The sequence below is a fragment of the Achromobacter sp. GbtcB20 genome (genome assembly GCF_019091095.1).
Lineage (GTDB): Bacteria > Pseudomonadota > Gammaproteobacteria > Burkholderiales > Burkholderiaceae_B > Achromobacter > Achromobacter mucicolens.
Window position 1 is genome coordinate 14,841 of sequence record NZ_JAGXJZ010000035.1, and the last position, 15,058, is coordinate 29,898.

10 protein-coding genes are annotated in these 15,058 nt (G+C 67.6%); 7 read left to right on the forward strand and 3 right to left on the reverse strand.

The genetic code is table 11. The features are described 5' to 3' along the window. Positions 1-52: 52 nt before the first annotated feature. Both KVT32_RS26255 and KVT32_RS26260 read right to left on the reverse strand, forming a co-directional pair. Complete coding sequence (locus tag KVT32_RS26255) at positions 53-1,090, reverse strand: L-idonate 5-dehydrogenase (protein ID WP_217619051.1); 1,038 nt, start codon at positions 1,088-1,090, stop codon at positions 53-55. After that, a complete protein-coding gene (locus KVT32_RS26260; RefSeq protein ID WP_217619057.1) occupies positions 1,090-1,812 on the reverse strand; it encodes a FadR/GntR family transcriptional regulator in 723 nt (240 codons plus the stop codon). The genes KVT32_RS26255 and KVT32_RS26260 overlap by 1 nt, the downstream gene beginning before the upstream one ends. Before the next feature lie 151 nt (positions 1,813-1,963). Between KVT32_RS26260 and iaaH the strand changes: the two genes are divergently transcribed. Next, complete coding sequence (iaaH, locus tag KVT32_RS26265; RefSeq protein WP_217619052.1) at positions 1,964-3,418, forward strand: indoleacetamide hydrolase; 1,455 nt, start codon at positions 1,964-1,966, stop codon at positions 3,416-3,418. Positions 3,419-3,461: 43 nt separating this feature from the next. On the opposite strand, the gene metH is transcribed toward iaaH, so the two are convergent. After that, on the reverse strand, positions 3,462-7,235 hold the full coding sequence (gene metH, locus KVT32_RS26270) for a methionine synthase (protein WP_217619053.1): 3,774 nt from the start codon (positions 7,233-7,235) through the stop codon (positions 3,462-3,464). A 453-nt stretch (positions 7,236-7,688) separates the two neighbouring features. Between metH and KVT32_RS26275 the strand changes: the two genes are divergently transcribed. The 6 genes from KVT32_RS26275 to KVT32_RS26300 all read left to right on the forward strand — a co-directional run bounded on the left by KVT32_RS26275 (position 7,689) and on the right by KVT32_RS26300 (position 14,833). Then, positions 7,689-9,734, forward strand: coding sequence for a TonB-dependent receptor (locus KVT32_RS26275; protein WP_217619054.1), 2,046 nt, complete (start codon positions 7,689-7,691; stop codon positions 9,732-9,734). Between the two features lie 194 nt (positions 9,735-9,928). Continuing rightward, a complete protein-coding gene (locus tag KVT32_RS26280) occupies positions 9,929-10,801 on the forward strand; it encodes a cobalamin-binding protein (RefSeq protein WP_217619058.1) in 873 nt (290 codons plus the stop codon). Between the two features lie 139 nt (positions 10,802-10,940). Next, positions 10,941-11,744 (forward strand): thiazole synthase, encoded by an 804-nt coding sequence (locus KVT32_RS26285; RefSeq protein WP_217619055.1) that lies wholly within the window; start codon positions 10,941-10,943, stop codon positions 11,742-11,744. Beyond that, a complete protein-coding gene (gene thiD, locus KVT32_RS26290; RefSeq protein WP_217619056.1) occupies positions 11,741-12,583 on the forward strand; it encodes a bifunctional hydroxymethylpyrimidine kinase/phosphomethylpyrimidine kinase in 843 nt (280 codons plus the stop codon). The genes KVT32_RS26285 and thiD overlap by 4 nt, the downstream gene beginning before the upstream one ends. Before the next feature lie 157 nt (positions 12,584-12,740). After that, the gene (locus KVT32_RS26295) at positions 12,741-13,421 is read left to right on the forward strand and encodes a protein-L-isoaspartate O-methyltransferase (protein WP_056327622.1); all 681 of its coding nucleotides are present in this window, start codon (positions 12,741-12,743) and stop codon (positions 13,419-13,421) included. 80 nt (positions 13,422-13,501) lie between these two features. Continuing rightward, positions 13,502-14,833, forward strand: coding sequence for a TolC family outer membrane protein (locus KVT32_RS26300; protein WP_056327531.1), 1,332 nt, complete (start codon positions 13,502-13,504; stop codon positions 14,831-14,833). Positions 14,834-15,058: the final 225 nt, after the last annotated feature.

A 15,058-nucleotide genomic window follows, 5' to 3' on the forward strand; every position in this document is an offset into this window, starting at 1 on the left:
CTTGGCTTCCGGCTACAGGAGAGAGGGACGGCCGCGCGAGGCGGCCGCGGGGTCAGAACGTCACCATCACTTTCATCGCCTGGTTGCGATCGCCCGCCAGCGCGAAGGCGTCGTGCACGCGCGCAACCGGCACGGCCGCCGTCAGCAGCGGCGACACATCGATCAGGCCGCGCGCCAGGCAATCCACGGCCATCGCGTATTCGTCCACGAAACGGAAGCTGCCGACGCACGTCAGGCTCTTGACCATGATCTGGTTGAAGGGGCACGCCTCGCTGCTGCCGGACAGCGTGCCCACCGTGACGACAACGCCGCGCGGACGCGCGGCGCGCAGGCAGCTTGCCAGCCCCGCATAGCTACCCGACGCCTCGAAGCACACGTCCACCGATCCCTTGCCTGCCGCCAGCGCGTCCAGCGCGCCCGGGTCCGTGGCCGCGTTGATGGTTTGCGACGCGCCCACGCGCGCGCACGCCGCCAGCGTCTGGTCCACGATGTCCACCACGATGACCCGGCTGGCGCCTGCCAGCCGCGCCGCCATCAGAATCAGCGCGCCGATGGGGCCCGCGCCCACCACCATCGCCGTCTTGCCCAGCAGCGATCCCGCGCTGCGCACCGCGTGCAACGCCACCGCCAGCGGCTCGCCAAAAGCGGCCAGTTCGAAGGACAGCGAATCCGGCACCGGCACGCATTGCCCCTCTTGCACCACCACCTCTTCGCGCATCGCGCCCTGCATGTGCGGATAGCGGCTGGCGCTGCCGAAGAAATGCACGGCCTCGCAATGATTGGAATCGCCCTGCCGGCAATAGCGGCACACGCCGCACGTGCGCGCCGGATCCAGGGCGACGCGGTCGCCGGGCTTGACGGCCGTCACGTCCGCACCCACCTCCAGCACCTGCCCGGACGCCTCGTGCCCCGGCGTCAGCGGTTCGCGGATGACAAAATCCCCCACCCGGCCGTGCCGGAAGTAATGCAGGTCCGACCCGCAGATGCCGACGGCCTTGACGCCGACACGCACCTGCGACGGCTCCAAGGGCTGCGGGTCCGAGGTGTCCAGGCGCAGGTCTTGCGCCCCGTGGATCGTGCAATTGAGCATCAGCGCCACCCTTGTGCAAATTCGCCGATCACCCGTTCCAGGTGATCGTGCATCGCCTCGCGCGCCTGCCGTGCGTCGCGGGCCACCAGCGCGCCGAAGATGCGCTGGTGATCGGCCTGCGACGCCTGGCGCAACGCCTGCGTATGGAAATGCTGTTCCATCTTTTCCCAGACCGGGCCCCGAGCCTGGTCCCACATCGACGTCACCGTCGCCAGCAGCACGCTGTTGCCCGTGGATTGGGCGATGCACAGGTGAAAGCGGCGGTCGGCCTCGGCGTTGGCGTCCTTGTCCGTCATCCGGTCGCGCATGGCCGTCAGCGCCTCGAAGATGCGGTCCAGGTCCCCGTCGGTGCGGGTGGTGGCCGCCAGCGCGGCGATCTCGGATTCGATCAGGCAGCGCGCGCGCAGCAGCTCGAAGGGGCCGGCGCCCGCCTCCGGCATCGTGGGCGTCCGGCTCGCATCCGGCTCGCAGACGTAGATGCCCGAACCGCCCCGCACCTCCACCACGCCCTGCAGTTCCAACGCAATGATGGCCTCGCGCACGGACGTGCGGCTGACGTCAAAGCGCTCGGCCAGCGCGCGTTCAGCCGGCAGCCGCTGGCCGGCGGCAAATTCGCCCTGCGCCACCAGCGCATGGATCTGCGCGGCCAGCCGCAGGTAACCGCGGTCGGGCGCGGCGCGGCTGGGGGCAACCTCGGGTTTGGCTAGCGAGGGCAACGTGATGGCGTCCTGAATTGGTCTGACCAAATCGTATTTGGTCCACCAATTTTCGCCATCGTGGTTTTCCACTACGCGCGGCGCGGCAGACCTCTCGACAGTCCCCGTGCCACCCCTGTATAGATACGGATCGACCGACAGCCAAGGAATAAGCGCCATGCCCAGCCCGACCGACCAGCCCTTGCCCGCCGACCTGGCGGACCTGACCGTCATCGAGGCGGCAACCCGCATCCGCGAGGGCCGCCTCACCAGCGTTGCGCTGACCGAGGCCTGCCTGGACCGCATCGACGCCCGCCAGGACCTGAACGCATTCATCACCGTCGACCGCGACGGCGCCCTGGCGCAGGCGCGCGCCTACGATGCGGCGCCCGGCAACGGCCCGCTGGGCGGCGTGCCCATCGCCATCAAGGACAACATCCACGTCGCCGGGCTGCCGAACACGGCCGGCACGCCCGCGCTCAAGGACTTCCGTCCCGCCGAGGACGCGCCCATCGTGCAGCGGCTGCGCGAAGCCGGCGCCGTCATCCTGGGCAAGACCAACATGCATGAACTGGCGTTCGGGGTGTCCGGCTACAACACCGCCTTTCCGGGACCGGACGGCGATGGCACGCGCAACGCCTATGACCCGCGCCTGATCGCCGGCGGCTCGTCGTCGGGCAGCGGCGCGGCGGTGGGCGCGCGGCTGGCGCCCGCCGCGCTGGGCACCGATACCGGCGCCTCGGTGCGCCTGCCCGCCTCGGTGAATGGATCGGTAGGCTTTCGCCCGACGGTGGGCCGCTACGACGGCGCGGGCATCACACCGATCTCGCATACGCGCGACACGGCAGGCCCCATCGCCAACAGCATGGCAGACATCGTGCTGCTGGATTCGATCCTGACGGGACAGACCGAGCCGCTGGCGCCATTGCCGCCGGCCAGCATCCGCCTGGGCGTGGCCGCCTATTTCTGGGCCGACCTTGATCCCGAGGTGCAGGCGGTTTCCGAAGCCGCCTTGAACACGCTGCGCGCGGCCGGTGTAACGCTTGTGGACCTGGACATGCCCGATCTACCGGCCGCCAACGCGGCAGTCGGCATGCCCCTATGCCTGTTCGAACAGAAGCCCGACCTGACGGCCTATCTGGCGCGGTATCACGTGGGCGTGAGCTTTGACGAGGTGGTCGCGCAGATTTCCAGCCCGGACGTGAAAGGCATCTTCGACAACCTGATCGTGCCGGGCGTGCTGCCCACGCCGGACGGCCAGGTCCTGCCGCTGCAACCGCTGTACGAACATGCCATCGCAAGCGGCCGCCGAGAACTCATCGACGTCTACCGCCGCGCGTTCAAGGAACACGCGCTGGACGGCCTGCTGTTTCCGACCGTTCCCGTTCCGCCGCCCGCGGCTACGCCCGAGGCCAGCAGCTTCGAGACCTTCGCGCGCCTGGCGCGCAACGTGGACCCGGGCAGCAACGCAGGCCTGCCGGGCCTGAGCGTGCCGGCCGGGTTGTCGAATCAAGGTCTGCCGGTGGGACTGGAGATCGATGGCCTGCCGGGCGAGGACCGCAAAGTGCTCGCGATCGGCGTGGCCGTCGAAAAGATTCTGGGGCGCATCGCGGCGCCCCAGGTCCTGCCTTAGCCCCAGCCTGCTCCCGCCTCGGCCGCAGCGGTTGACCGGCGCGTCAGCCCAGGTTGGGCGCCAGCGTGCGCTTCAGGTCTTCGATGCTGCGGCCGCTGCGGCGGGCGTAGTCCTCGAGCTGGTCTTCGCCGATGACGCCCACGTTGAAGTACTGCGACTGCGGGTGGCTGAAGTAAAAGCCCGACACGCTGGAAGCCGGATACATCGCATAGCTGTCCGTCAGCATCATGCCGATGTCCTCGCCGTCCAGCACGCGGAACATATCCGTCTTGACCACGTGTTCCGGGCAGGCCGGGTAGCCCGGTGCGGGACGGATGCCCACGTACTTCTCGGCAATCATGTCCTCGTTGGACAGGGACTCGTCGGGCGCGTAGCCCCACAGGTCCTGGCGCACGCGCGCGTGCAGGCATTCGGCAAAGGCTTCGGCCAGGCGGTCGGCCAGCGACTTGAGCATGATGCTGGAATAGTCGTCCAGCGCCTTTTCGAATTCGGCTTCCTTCTTCTCGATGCCCAGGCCGGCCGTGACGGCGAACATGCCGATGTAGTCGAGCTTGCCGCTGGACTTGGGCGCAATGAAGTCCGACAGCGACTTGTTGCTGACCCCTTCGCGCTTGGCGCCCTGCTGGCGCAGGTTGCGGTACGTGAACAGCACCTCGCTGCGGGTCTCGTCCTTGTAGACCTCGATGTCTTCGTCGTTGACGCTATTGGCCGGGTAGAAGCCCACGACGCCATTGGCGGTCAGCCAGCGGCCCTCGACGATGCGCTTCATCATGGCCTGGCCGTCGGCAAAGACCTTGCGCGCCTGCTCGCCCACCACTTTGTCCTGCAGGATGGCCGGGTACGGGCCGAACAGGCTCCAGGTCTGAAAGAACGGACCCCAGTCCACGTACTTCGCGATTTCCGCCAGGTCATAGCTCTTGAAGGTGCGCCGGCCGATGAACTTGGGGCGCGGCGGCGTGTAGCTGTCCCAGTCGATCGCCGGCCGCGAGGCGCGCGCCTCGGCCAGCGGCAGGATGGGCGTCGCCTTGCGGTTGGCATGGCGGCGGCGCACGTCTTCGTATTCCTCGGCCAGTTCCGCCAGATAGGCTTCCGACTGGTCGGACATCAGGTTGGTGGCCACGCCCACGGAACGGCTGGCGTCGGGCACGTAGATGACCGGGCCTTCGTAATTGGGCGCGATCTTGACGGCGGTGTGCACGCGGCTGGTGGTCGCCCCGCCGATCATCAGCGGAACCTTGCGGCTGCGGAAGTACTCGTCGCGCTGCATCTCCGAGGCCACGTACGCCATCTCTTCGAGGCTGGGCGTGATCAGGCCGGACAGGCCGACGATGTCGGCGTTCTCTTCCTTGGCTTTTTCAAGGATCTGCGCGCAGGGCACCATCACGCCCATGTTCACGACCTCGAAGTTGTTGCACTGCAGGACCACCGACACGATGTTCTTGCCGATGTCGTGCACGTCGCCCTTCACGGTGGCGATGACGATCTTGCCCTTGGCGCGCACGTCGCCGCCCGCGGCGGCGATCTGGCGCTTTTCTTCCTCGATGAACGGAATCAGGTGCGCCACGGCCTGCTTCATCACGCGCGCGGATTTCACGACCTGCGGCAGGAACATCTTGCCTTCGCCGAACAGGTCGCCGACGACATTCATGCCGTCCATCAGCGGGCCTTCGATCACTTCGATGGGGCGGCCGCCGCGCGCGGCGATCTTCTGGCGCACCTCTTCGGTGTCTTCCACGATGAAGGCGGTGATGCCGTGCACCAGCGCGTGCGACAGGCGCTGCTCGACCTCGGCATTGCGCCAGGCCAGGTCTTCTTCCTTCTTGGCGCCCGACCCCTTCACGGTGTCGGCAAACTGCACCAGGCGCTCGGTGGGCGTGCGCTCGTCGGCGGGATCCGTCTTGCCGACCGGCTCGGCGCGGTCCAACACCACGTCTTCGACCAGATCGCGCAGCGTGGCGTCCAGATCGGCGTACACGCCCAGCTGGCCGGCGTTGACGATGCCCATCGTCATGCCTTCCTTGACCGCGTAGTACAGGAAAACGGTGTGGATGGCCTCGCGCATCGGCTCGTTGCCGCGGAACGAGAAGCTGACGTTGGACACGCCGCCCGAGATGCGGGCATGCGGCAGGTTCTCGCGGATCCAGCGCGTGCCTTCGATGAAGTCCACGGCGTAGTGGTTGTGCTCGTCGATGCCGGTGGCGACCGCGAAAACGTTCGGGTCAAAGATGATGTCTTCCGGCGGAAAGCCTTCTTCCTCAACCAGGATCTTGTAGGCGCGCCCGCAGATTTCCTTGCGGCGCTCCAGCGTGTCGGCCTGGCCAAGTTCATCGAACGCCATCACCACCACCGCGGCGCCGTAGCGGCGGCACAGTCGCGCGTGGTGGCGGAAGGGCTCCAGCCCTTCCTTCATGGAGATCGAGTTCACCACGGCCTTGCCCTGCACGCACTTCAGGCCGGTCTCGATGACTTCCCACTTCGAGCTGTCGATCATGACCGGCACGCGCGCGATGTCGGGCTCGGAGGCGATCAGGTTCAGGAAGCGGTGCATGCAGGCCACCGAATCCAGCATGGCCTCGTCCATGTTGATGTCGATGATCTGCGCGCCGTTCTCGACCTGCTGGCGGGCCACGGCCAGCGCCTCGTCGTATTTTTCTTCGCGGATCAGGCGGGCAAACATCTTGCTGCCCGTCACGTTGGTGCGTTCGCCCACGTTGACGAACAGCGTGTCCTCGTCGATGTTCAAGGGTTCCAGGCCCGACAGCCGGGTCTTGACCGCAATCTCGGGCACGACGCGCGGCGTCAGCGTCGTGACCTTGTCGGCGATCGCGCGGATGTGATCCGGCGTGGTGCCGCAGCAGCCGCCCGACATGTTCACCAGCCCCGCGCGCGCAAATTCCTCAAGCAGCGCCGAGGTGTCGGCCGGGGTCTCGTCAAAGCCGGTCTCGGCCATGGGGTTGGGCAGGCCGGCGTTGGGATACACGCAGACGTAGGTGTCGCAGATCTTGGACAGTTCGGCCACGTAGGGGCGCATCAGCGCCGCGCCCAGCGCGCAGTTCAGGCCGATGGTGACGGGGCGCGCGTGGCGCACCGAGTTCCAGAAGGCCTCGACCGTCTGGCCCGACAGGATGCGGCCGGACGCATCGGTCACCGTGCCGGAGATCATCACCGGCAGGCGGATGCCGCGTTCCTCGAAGACTTCCTCGGTGGCGAAGATGGCCGCCTTGGCGTTCAGCGTGTCGAAAATGGTTTCGATCAGGACGATGTCGATGCCGCCGTCGAGCAGGCCATTGAGCTGCTCGATGTACGCGACGCGCAGCTCGTCGAACGTGACGTTACGCGCGCCCGGGTCGTTCACGTCCGGCGAGATGGATGCCGTCTTGGGCTGCGGGCCCAGCGCGCCGGCCACGAAGCGCGGCTTGTCGGGCGTGCTGTACGCGTCACAGGCCTCGCGCGCCAGCTGCGCCGACACCAGGTTCAGCTCGTAAGCCACTTCCGGCAGGTCGTAATCGCCTTGCGCGATCGTGGTGGCGCCGAAGGTGTTGGTCTCGATGACGTCGGCGCCCGCTTCCAGGTACTGGCGGTGGATTTCCGAGATGACGTCGGGCCGCACCAGCGACAACAGCTCGTTGTTGCCCTTGACGTCCTTGCCGTGATCGGCAAAGCGCTCGCCGCGAAAATCCGCTTCGCCCAGCTTGTAGCGCTGGATCATGGTGCCCATGGCGCCGTCCAGGATCAGGATGCGCTTGCCCAGCAGGCGGGCAAAGTCGCCGCCGCGGGTATAGGCTTCGGGAGGGTACGGCAGGCGGGGATACGACACGATCAGGTCCAAATTGAGTTGGCCACGGCAGCGCGGTTGTGGCTAAAAAGCGAAAAACGCTGAAAAAACAAGCCCTGATCGTAACAAAATGGGCCTTCCCGCGCCTCGCGGTGATACAGTTTCGGCCCCGAACCGGTGCTTTCGGCGCAACAGGCTGGGCAAGGACGCAACACTTGCCCGCCGCGTGCGAAAGGTAAACGGGAAACAGGAAGACGCCGCCAACGGGCGCCGCGCCGCCCACAAGGCCGCCGCAGCTGCCCAGCAAGTCCAGCCTGTGCTGCCCCCGCAACGGTCCCCATGCGCGCATCCCCGCCCATGGCAGCCCGATACCGGCCTGTTCGCTCGCCAGGATGCCTGTTCCCCGCCCCGCGGCCTTTCGGCCCGCCCGGCGCGCGGGCATTCTCCCCATCGTGAATGGCCTGCGGGGTCGCGGGTCGCTTCGAGGTTATGTAGATGAAAGCCCGCTCCATCCGGCGCTACGCCGGCGCCTTGCTCTGTACCGCTCCGGCCATTGCCGCCGCCCAGCAGACCGTTCCCCCCGCCCCCGAACTGGACAGCATCACCGTCACCGCGCAACGCGTGCCCACCGACGGCCGCACGCTGCCGGTGTCGATCTCGGTCATCACCGCCGAGGACATCGCGGCCAGCAGCGCCCGCACCATGCAGGACCTGCTGTCCACGCAGTCCGGCATCAACCTGATCAACACCACCAGCTCCAGCGACAACGCCATCGTGGACCTGCGCGGCTTCGGCATCACCGGCGCAAGCAATACGCTGATCCTGATCGACGGCGTCAAGCAGAACACCAACGACCTGTCGGCGCCCAGCCTGGGCGTGGTGCCGCTGGACCAGGTCGACCGCATCGAAATCGTGCGCGGCAGCGGCTCCGTGCAATACGGCGGCGGCACCACCGGCGGCGTGATCAACATCATCACCAAGTCCGATTTCACGAAGGAACCGGTGTCCGCCCGCGCCACCGCCACCTTCGGCAGCTACGGCCTGCGCCAGTACGACGCCGCCGTCTCGATGAACAACGAGAAGGTGGGCGTGGACGCCTACATGCAGTCGCTGCACAGCGACGGCTACCGCGACCACAGCGGCGAGCGCCGCGAGGGCGGCGGCGGCGGCATCACGTTCCGCCACGACGACGGCTCGATCCGCCTGTACGGCCGCACCACCACGCAGAAGCTGGAACTGCCCGGCCCGCGCACGATCAACCCGTTCACTGGCGTGAACGAATTCCAGGACGATCCGCGCGGCGCCAAGAACGACGTCGACTACGTCAAGACCACCACCACCACGTTCGGCCTGCAGCTTGAACAGGCCATCGGCGCCGGCGTGCTGTATTCGGACCTGTCGACCCGCGAAAAGAAGCTCAGCGGCGTGACCTATGACGGTTTCGGCGACACGCTGCGCGACCAGAAGCTCGAAGAGAACATCGCCAGCGTGCGCTACCGCCTGCCGATCAACGGCGGCCACAGCGTCGTCTTCGGCGCGGACGCGCAGGAAGCCAAGACCACCGCCGACCAGAACGCCTACTACGACTTCGAGCCCTCGAAGTGGCAATCGCGCCAGCACCAGTACGGCCTCTTTGCCGAAGGCCAGATCCGCGCCACCGACAGCACCTACATCACGGCGGGCGTGCGCCGCCAGTACGCGTCCGACGATCTGGAAGTGATTTCGGGTTCCGGCACGGCGTCTGATCGCAGCAACCACCTGACTGCCTGGCAGCTCGGCGTGCGCCAGGATCTGGCCAGCGGCTTCGGCGTGTACGGCAAGATCGGCCGCAGCTTCCGCCTGCCGAACGCCGACGAACTGCTGTCGGTCCAGTCGCCGCTGGCGCCGCAGACCTCCACCGACAAGGAAATCGGCATCACGTGGCAGTCGGCATCCAGCAGCGCGCGCCTGTCGTACTTCCGCTACGACCTGACCAACGAGATCCAGTACAACCCGCTGGCCGATGGTCTGTGGGGCCCGGGCACCGGCGCCAACACCAACCTGGATCCGACCCGCCGCCAAGGCGTCGAGCTGGAAGGCCACACCGCCCTGTCCAGCAGCGTGAGCCTGGACGCCAACGTGACGTGGATGCAGGCGCAGTTCCGCTCCGGCACCTACGCGGGCGTGGACCTGGCCGGCAAGACCGTGCCGCTCGCCCCGAAGTGGCTGGCCAACGCCGCCGTCACCTGGCGCCCCACCGACGCATTCCTGTGGAACGTGTCGGCGCAATACGTGGGCAAGTCGCGCATGGACAACGACCAGGCCAACCAGTTCGACAAGCAGCTGGATGCGTACGTGCTCTTTAATACCAAGCTCGCGTACAAGTTCACCCGCAACATCGAAGGCGCCGTGGGCATGAACAACATCTTCGACCGCCAGTACGCCACGTACGGCATCCGCGGCGGCAACGCCTCGTTCGAAATGCTGGGTCCCGTCGCCAACTACAGCCTGTACCCCGCTCCCGGCCGCAACTTCTACGCGTCGCTCACGCTACGCTACTGATTGCCGCCTCACGGGACAGGGCCTGCCGGCATGCGCCTTTCCGCCAGGCGCAGGTCCCGCGCAGGCCCTGTCCCGCGTTTACGCCCACCCGACGGAGCCGCCGCATGACCTCGACCCGCGTCCTGACGACCGCCGGACTGGCGCAGAAGCTGATACAGAAACTTGCGCCGAAGCGGGGTGCGAAGCCGGCCTGGATGTTGGCGCTGGCGTTGGCGCCAACGTTGGCGCTGTCTACGCTGCCGGCCCTCGGCGCGCAATCCATCCAGGTGCAGGACGACCGCGGCCGCGCCGTTGCGCTGCAGGCGCCCGCCCGGCGCGCCGTCACGCTGGCGCCCCATGCCACCGAACTCGTCTACGCCGCGGGCGCGGGCGGGTTCATCGTTGGCACGGTGCTGGGCAGTGACTACCCGCCCGCAGCCCGGGCGCTGCCCATCATCGGCGACGGCACGCAGCCCGATGCCGAGCGCGTGGCCGCCGCCCGTCCTGACCTTCTGATCGCCTGGCAACCGTCTGCCGCCGAACCGCTGGCGCGCGTGATGGACAAGCTGGGCGTGCCCGTGTTCTACAGCGATCCGCTGACGCTGGACGCCATCCCCGGCGCGGTCGAGCGCATGGGCAAGCTGTTCGGCACCGAACCCGTGGCGAACGCCGCCGCCGCGGACATGCGCGCGCGGCTGGCGGCCCTGCAGGCCCGCTATGCCGGCCGGCGCCCGGTGCGGGTCTTCGTGCAGGCCGGCCTGGACCCGATCTACACCCTGAACAACGCCAGCATCGTCAGCGATGCGCTGCGGCTGTGCGGCGGTGTCAACGTCTTCGGCCAGGCGCCCATCGTGGCGCCGCAGGTCACGCTGGAAGGCGTGCTGGCGGCCCGGCCCGAGGCCGTGCTGGCCGGCGTCTCGCGCCGCGAGGACACGCAGGCAAACCTGGCCGCTTGGCAGGCGATGGGCCTGCCGGCCGCGCGCCAGGGCCACGTCTACGGTGTCGACGCCGACGCGCTGTACCGGCCCGGCCCGCGGCTGATCGACGCGGCCGAGACCCTCTGCGCCGACCTGGACCGGGTGCGCTGACGCGCGCATTCCGCAATTAGTGGAACGCGCCGGCCAGCGTCCCCGCCCTGTCATCCGGCGTCCTGCTTTATCATTCGGCATCAGTCAGCCAGTCCCCGCGGGCCTCGCATCGTGCGCGCCCGCCCTTTGAAGCACCGCCATGACCACACAAGACACGCTCACCATCGCCGGCCGCGCCTATTCGTCGCGCCTGCTCGTCGGAACCGGCAAGTACAAGGACTTCGAACAGACCCGCGCGGCCCTGGACGCCAGCGGCACGGAAATCGTCACCGTCGCCATCCGCCGCACCAACATCGGCCAGAACGCCGGTGAACCGAACCTGCTGGACTACGTCCCCACCTCCAAGTTCACGCTGCTGCCCAACACCGCCGGCTGCTACACCGCCGACGACGCCGTGCGCACCCTGCGCCTGGCCCGAGAACTGCTGGACGGCCACGACCTCGTGAAGCTCGAAGTACTGGGCGACCCGCACACCCTGTTCCCCAACATGCCCGAAACGCTCAAGGCCACCAAGACGCTGGTCGATGAGGGGTTCAAGGTCATGGTCTATTGCACGGACGATCCCATCCAGTGCCGCATGCTTGAAGACATGGGCGCCGTGGCCGTCATGCCGCTCGCCTCGCTGATCGGCTCGGGCATGGGCATCCTGAATCCCTGGAACCTGCGCCTCATCATCGACCAGGCCCGCGTGCCGGTCGTGGTCGACGCGGGCGTGGGCACCGCGTCCGACGCCGCCATCGCCATGGAACTGGGCTGCGACGCCGTGCTGATGAACACCGCCATCGCCGCCGCGCGCGACCCCGTCCTGATGGCCAGCGCCATGAAAAAGGGCGTCGAAGCCGGCCGCGAAGCCTTCCTGGCCGGCCGCATGCCCAAGAAGCTGTACAGCGGCGCGCCCAGCTCGCCCACCGAAGGCCTGATCACCGGCGGTCGCGCCAAATGAACTCGCGCCAGCCGGCCGCCAGCGGCCGTCCCATCCCCAACGCGCTGACCATCGCCGGCGTCGACCCGTCCGGCGGCGCCGGCATCCTGGCCGACGTCAAGGCCATGAGCGCGCTGGGCGCGTATGGCTGCGCCATCATCGCCGCGCTCACCGCGCAGAACACGCAGGGCGTCACGGGCATCTCGCCGGTGCCGCCCGCCTTCGTTGGCCTGCAGATCGACACCCTGTTCGCCGACGTGCGCATCGACGCGATCAAGATCGGCATGCTGGGCCAGCGCCCGGTCATCGAGGTCGTGGCGGAAAAGCTCGCCAAATGGACGCCGGCGCACATCGTGCTGGATCCGGTCATGGTCGCCAAGAGCGGCGACCTGCTGCTGGAGAACGACGCGGTCGGCGCCATGCGCGAAGCCATGCTGCCCCTGACCACCCTGCTCACGCCCAACCTGCCTGAGGCCGGCGTGCTGCTCGAAGAGCGCCCCGTCGAGACCGTCAAGGAAATGCGGCGCGTGGCCGAGCGCCTGCGCAACAAGCTGGCGCATTCGGGCGAGCGCTGGGTGCTGGTCAAGGGCGGCCACCTGCCCGGCAGCGAAACCATCGACCTGCTGCACGACGGCGACCGCATGATCGAACTGCCCGGTCACCGCATCGACACCGCCAACACCCACGGCACCGGCTGCACGCTGTCGGCCGCGCTGGCGGCGCTGCTGCCCCAAATCGGGGACGTACCAGAGTCGGCCAAACGCGCCAAGGCTTATCTGACTGAGGCCATCCGCCACGCCGAGCGCCTGACGGTCGGCTCGGGCCACGGGCCGGTCCACCACTTCCACGGCTGGTGGTAGGCACGCCTGCCCCACGCAAAGACGGCGCCCCGCAGGGCGCCGTCTGCTTTTCCGAGGTTTAGGCCGCGCCTGAAACATCTGCCGCCCGGGCACGCCGTCACAGGACGCTACGAATCGGTACAATGGCCCGTTGATTCCTCTGTTTTTTCTGACCGTCATGAACGCTTCGACCCTGCCCGACGTAGAACAAGCCCGCTTCAACATGGTGGAACAGCAGATCCGCCCGTGGGACGTCCTGGACGCCAACGTGCTGCAAGCGCTGTTCGATGTGCGCCGCGAACAATTCGTTCCGCCGGCCCTGCGCGGCCTGGCGTTTTCCGACCTGGAGCTGCCGCTCGAGATCAACGCGGTCAACACCCGCGAGAACATGCTCGCCCCCAAGGTCGAAGCACGCCTCGCCCAAGAACTGCTGCTGACCAAGTCCGACTGCGTGCTGGAAATCGGCACGGGTTCCGGCTACCAGGCCGCCCTCTTGGGCTACCTGGCGCAACAAGTCACCTCCGTCGAAATCGACAGCCGCCTGGTGACCTTCGCGCAGCAGAACCTGCAGATGAACAACGTCACCAACGTCAAGGTCGAAACCGGCGACGCCCGCAATGGCTGGGGCTCCACCGAATACGACGCCATCCTGGTCACCGGTTCCGTGCCGGTCGTGCCGGACGCGCTGAAGTACCAGCTGCGCGTGGGCGGCCGCCTTGTCGTGGTCGTGGGCCAGGCGCCCATCATGACTGCCTGTCGCATCACCCGCACCACCGCCGCCAGCTTCGAAACCGTCAAACTCTTCGAAACGGTCATCAAGCCGTTGCGCGGCGTCACGGTGTCGCAGTTCAAGTTCTAACTCCGCAAACCTGCCGCCTGCCGCCCGGCCCCCATGGGGCCGGCGTCGCGTCCGGCGGCCCGGCGTATCGTTGAAAAATCATGCGCGTCCGATCACTGACGGCTTTACTGGTTTTCACCTGCGCCGCAAGTGCCGGCCCGCTGACTGCGTCCGCCCAGAACCTCGTCCAGGTCTGGCAGGCCGCGCTGGGCAACGACCCCACCTATGCCGCAGCCCGCGCCAACTACCGCGCCGGCCTTGAAAAAGAACCCCAGGCCCGCGCCCTGCTGCTGCCCCTGATCACCGCCGAAGCCGGCGGCGCCTACCAGGAAACCCGCAGCACCCGTGGCCTGTCCTACGCCTACAGCGGCGGTCGCGGCGTCTGGGACCTGGCGCTCACCCAGCCCCTCTTTGACTGGGGCCGCTGGCAGAACTTCGAACAGTCCAAGCTCATCGTCGCCGACGTCGAAGTCCAGCTGCAGCAGGCCTACCAGGACCTGCTGCTACGCGTCGCCGACGCCTACTTCAACGTCCTGTACGCCCAGGACACCCTGACCGCCACCGAGGCCGAAAAAGCCGCCGTCGCCGGTCAACTGGAATCGGCCAAGCGCAACTTCGAACTCGGCAACGCCACCATCACCGACACGTACGAAGCGCAATCGCGCTACGACCTCGTCGTCGCCCAAGAGTTGCGCCTGCAGAACGACCTGGAAGTGCGCCGCGACGAACTGGCCAAGATCATCGGCACGCAGCCCGGCGCCCTGTCCGAACTGCCCTACGGCGTGCAACTGCCCGCCCCCCAGCCCGCCCGCATCGCCGACTGGAGCAACCAGGCCGAAACCTCCAGCCTCGAAGTCCTGCGCGCGCAACTCCTGACCCGCATCGCCGGCCGCGAAATCCAGATCGCCAAGAGCGGCCACTACCCCACCCTGAACCTGCGCGCCACCAGCGGCAGCGCCAGCGACGCCGTCATGCGCAACGCCGCCCCCGGCAAGCCCATCGACAACACCATCGGCGTGGTCCTGTCCATTCCCCTGTACTCCGGCGGCGGCGTGTCCTCGCAAGTCACGGAAAAGGTCGAACTGGAACAAAAAGCCCGCTACGACTACGAAACCGCCCGCCGCCAGGCCGTCCAAGCCACCCGCCAGTACTACACCGGCGTCACCAGCGGCCTGGCCCGCATCCAGGCCCTGGAAGCCGGCGAAAAATCCAGCCGCGCCGCCGTCGAAGCCAACCGCACCGGCTACGAGGTCGGCGTCCGCATCAACCTGGACGTCCTGAACGCCCAGCAACAGCTCTACGCCACCCAACGCGACCTGGCCCTCGCCCGCTACAGCACGGTGCTCTCCGGGCTACGCCTGAAGGCCACCAGCGGCATCCTGGCGGAATCAGACCTGGAAGCCATCAACCGCCTGCTGCGCACGCCGCGCTGAACGAGCAAGCAACAACGGGTGACACCCGAGCCCCGGTGTGGTCCCAAGGTCGCGCCACAGGCGTCTGACTGAGCTAACTCGCGCCACCCGATGGCGCCACCGGTGTCTGACACCCTTGAAGCACCGTCTCCAACCCAAGATCATCTCTGCGGGTGTCAGACACCTTGTATCTTGGCCACTGTAGTGATTAGCTATCGCTACACGCGGACCGATGAGCGTGTTCAG

Coding starts and splice junctions, on each gene's coding strand:
- KVT32_RS26280 (WP_217619058.1), top strand. CDS start 9,929: ATGTTGGCGCTGGCGTTGGCGCCAACGTTGGCGCTGTCTACGCTGCCG.
- KVT32_RS26300 (WP_056327531.1), top strand. CDS start 13,502: ATGCGCGTCCGATCACTGACGGCTTTACTGGTTTTCACCTGCGCCGCA.
- KVT32_RS26295 (WP_056327622.1), top strand. CDS start 12,741: ATGAACGCTTCGACCCTGCCCGACGTAGAACAAGCCCGCTTCAACATG.
- KVT32_RS26255 (WP_217619051.1), bottom strand. CDS start 1,090: ATGCTCAATTGCACGATCCACGGGGCGCAAGACCTGCGCCTGGACACC.
- iaaH (WP_217619052.1), top strand. CDS start 1,964: ATGCCCAGCCCGACCGACCAGCCCTTGCCCGCCGACCTGGCGGACCTG.
- KVT32_RS26285 (WP_217619055.1), top strand. CDS start 10,941: ATGACCACACAAGACACGCTCACCATCGCCGGCCGCGCCTATTCGTCG.
- thiD (WP_217619056.1), top strand. CDS start 11,741: ATGAACTCGCGCCAGCCGGCCGCCAGCGGCCGTCCCATCCCCAACGCG.
- KVT32_RS26275 (WP_217619054.1), top strand. CDS start 7,689: ATGAAAGCCCGCTCCATCCGGCGCTACGCCGGCGCCTTGCTCTGTACC.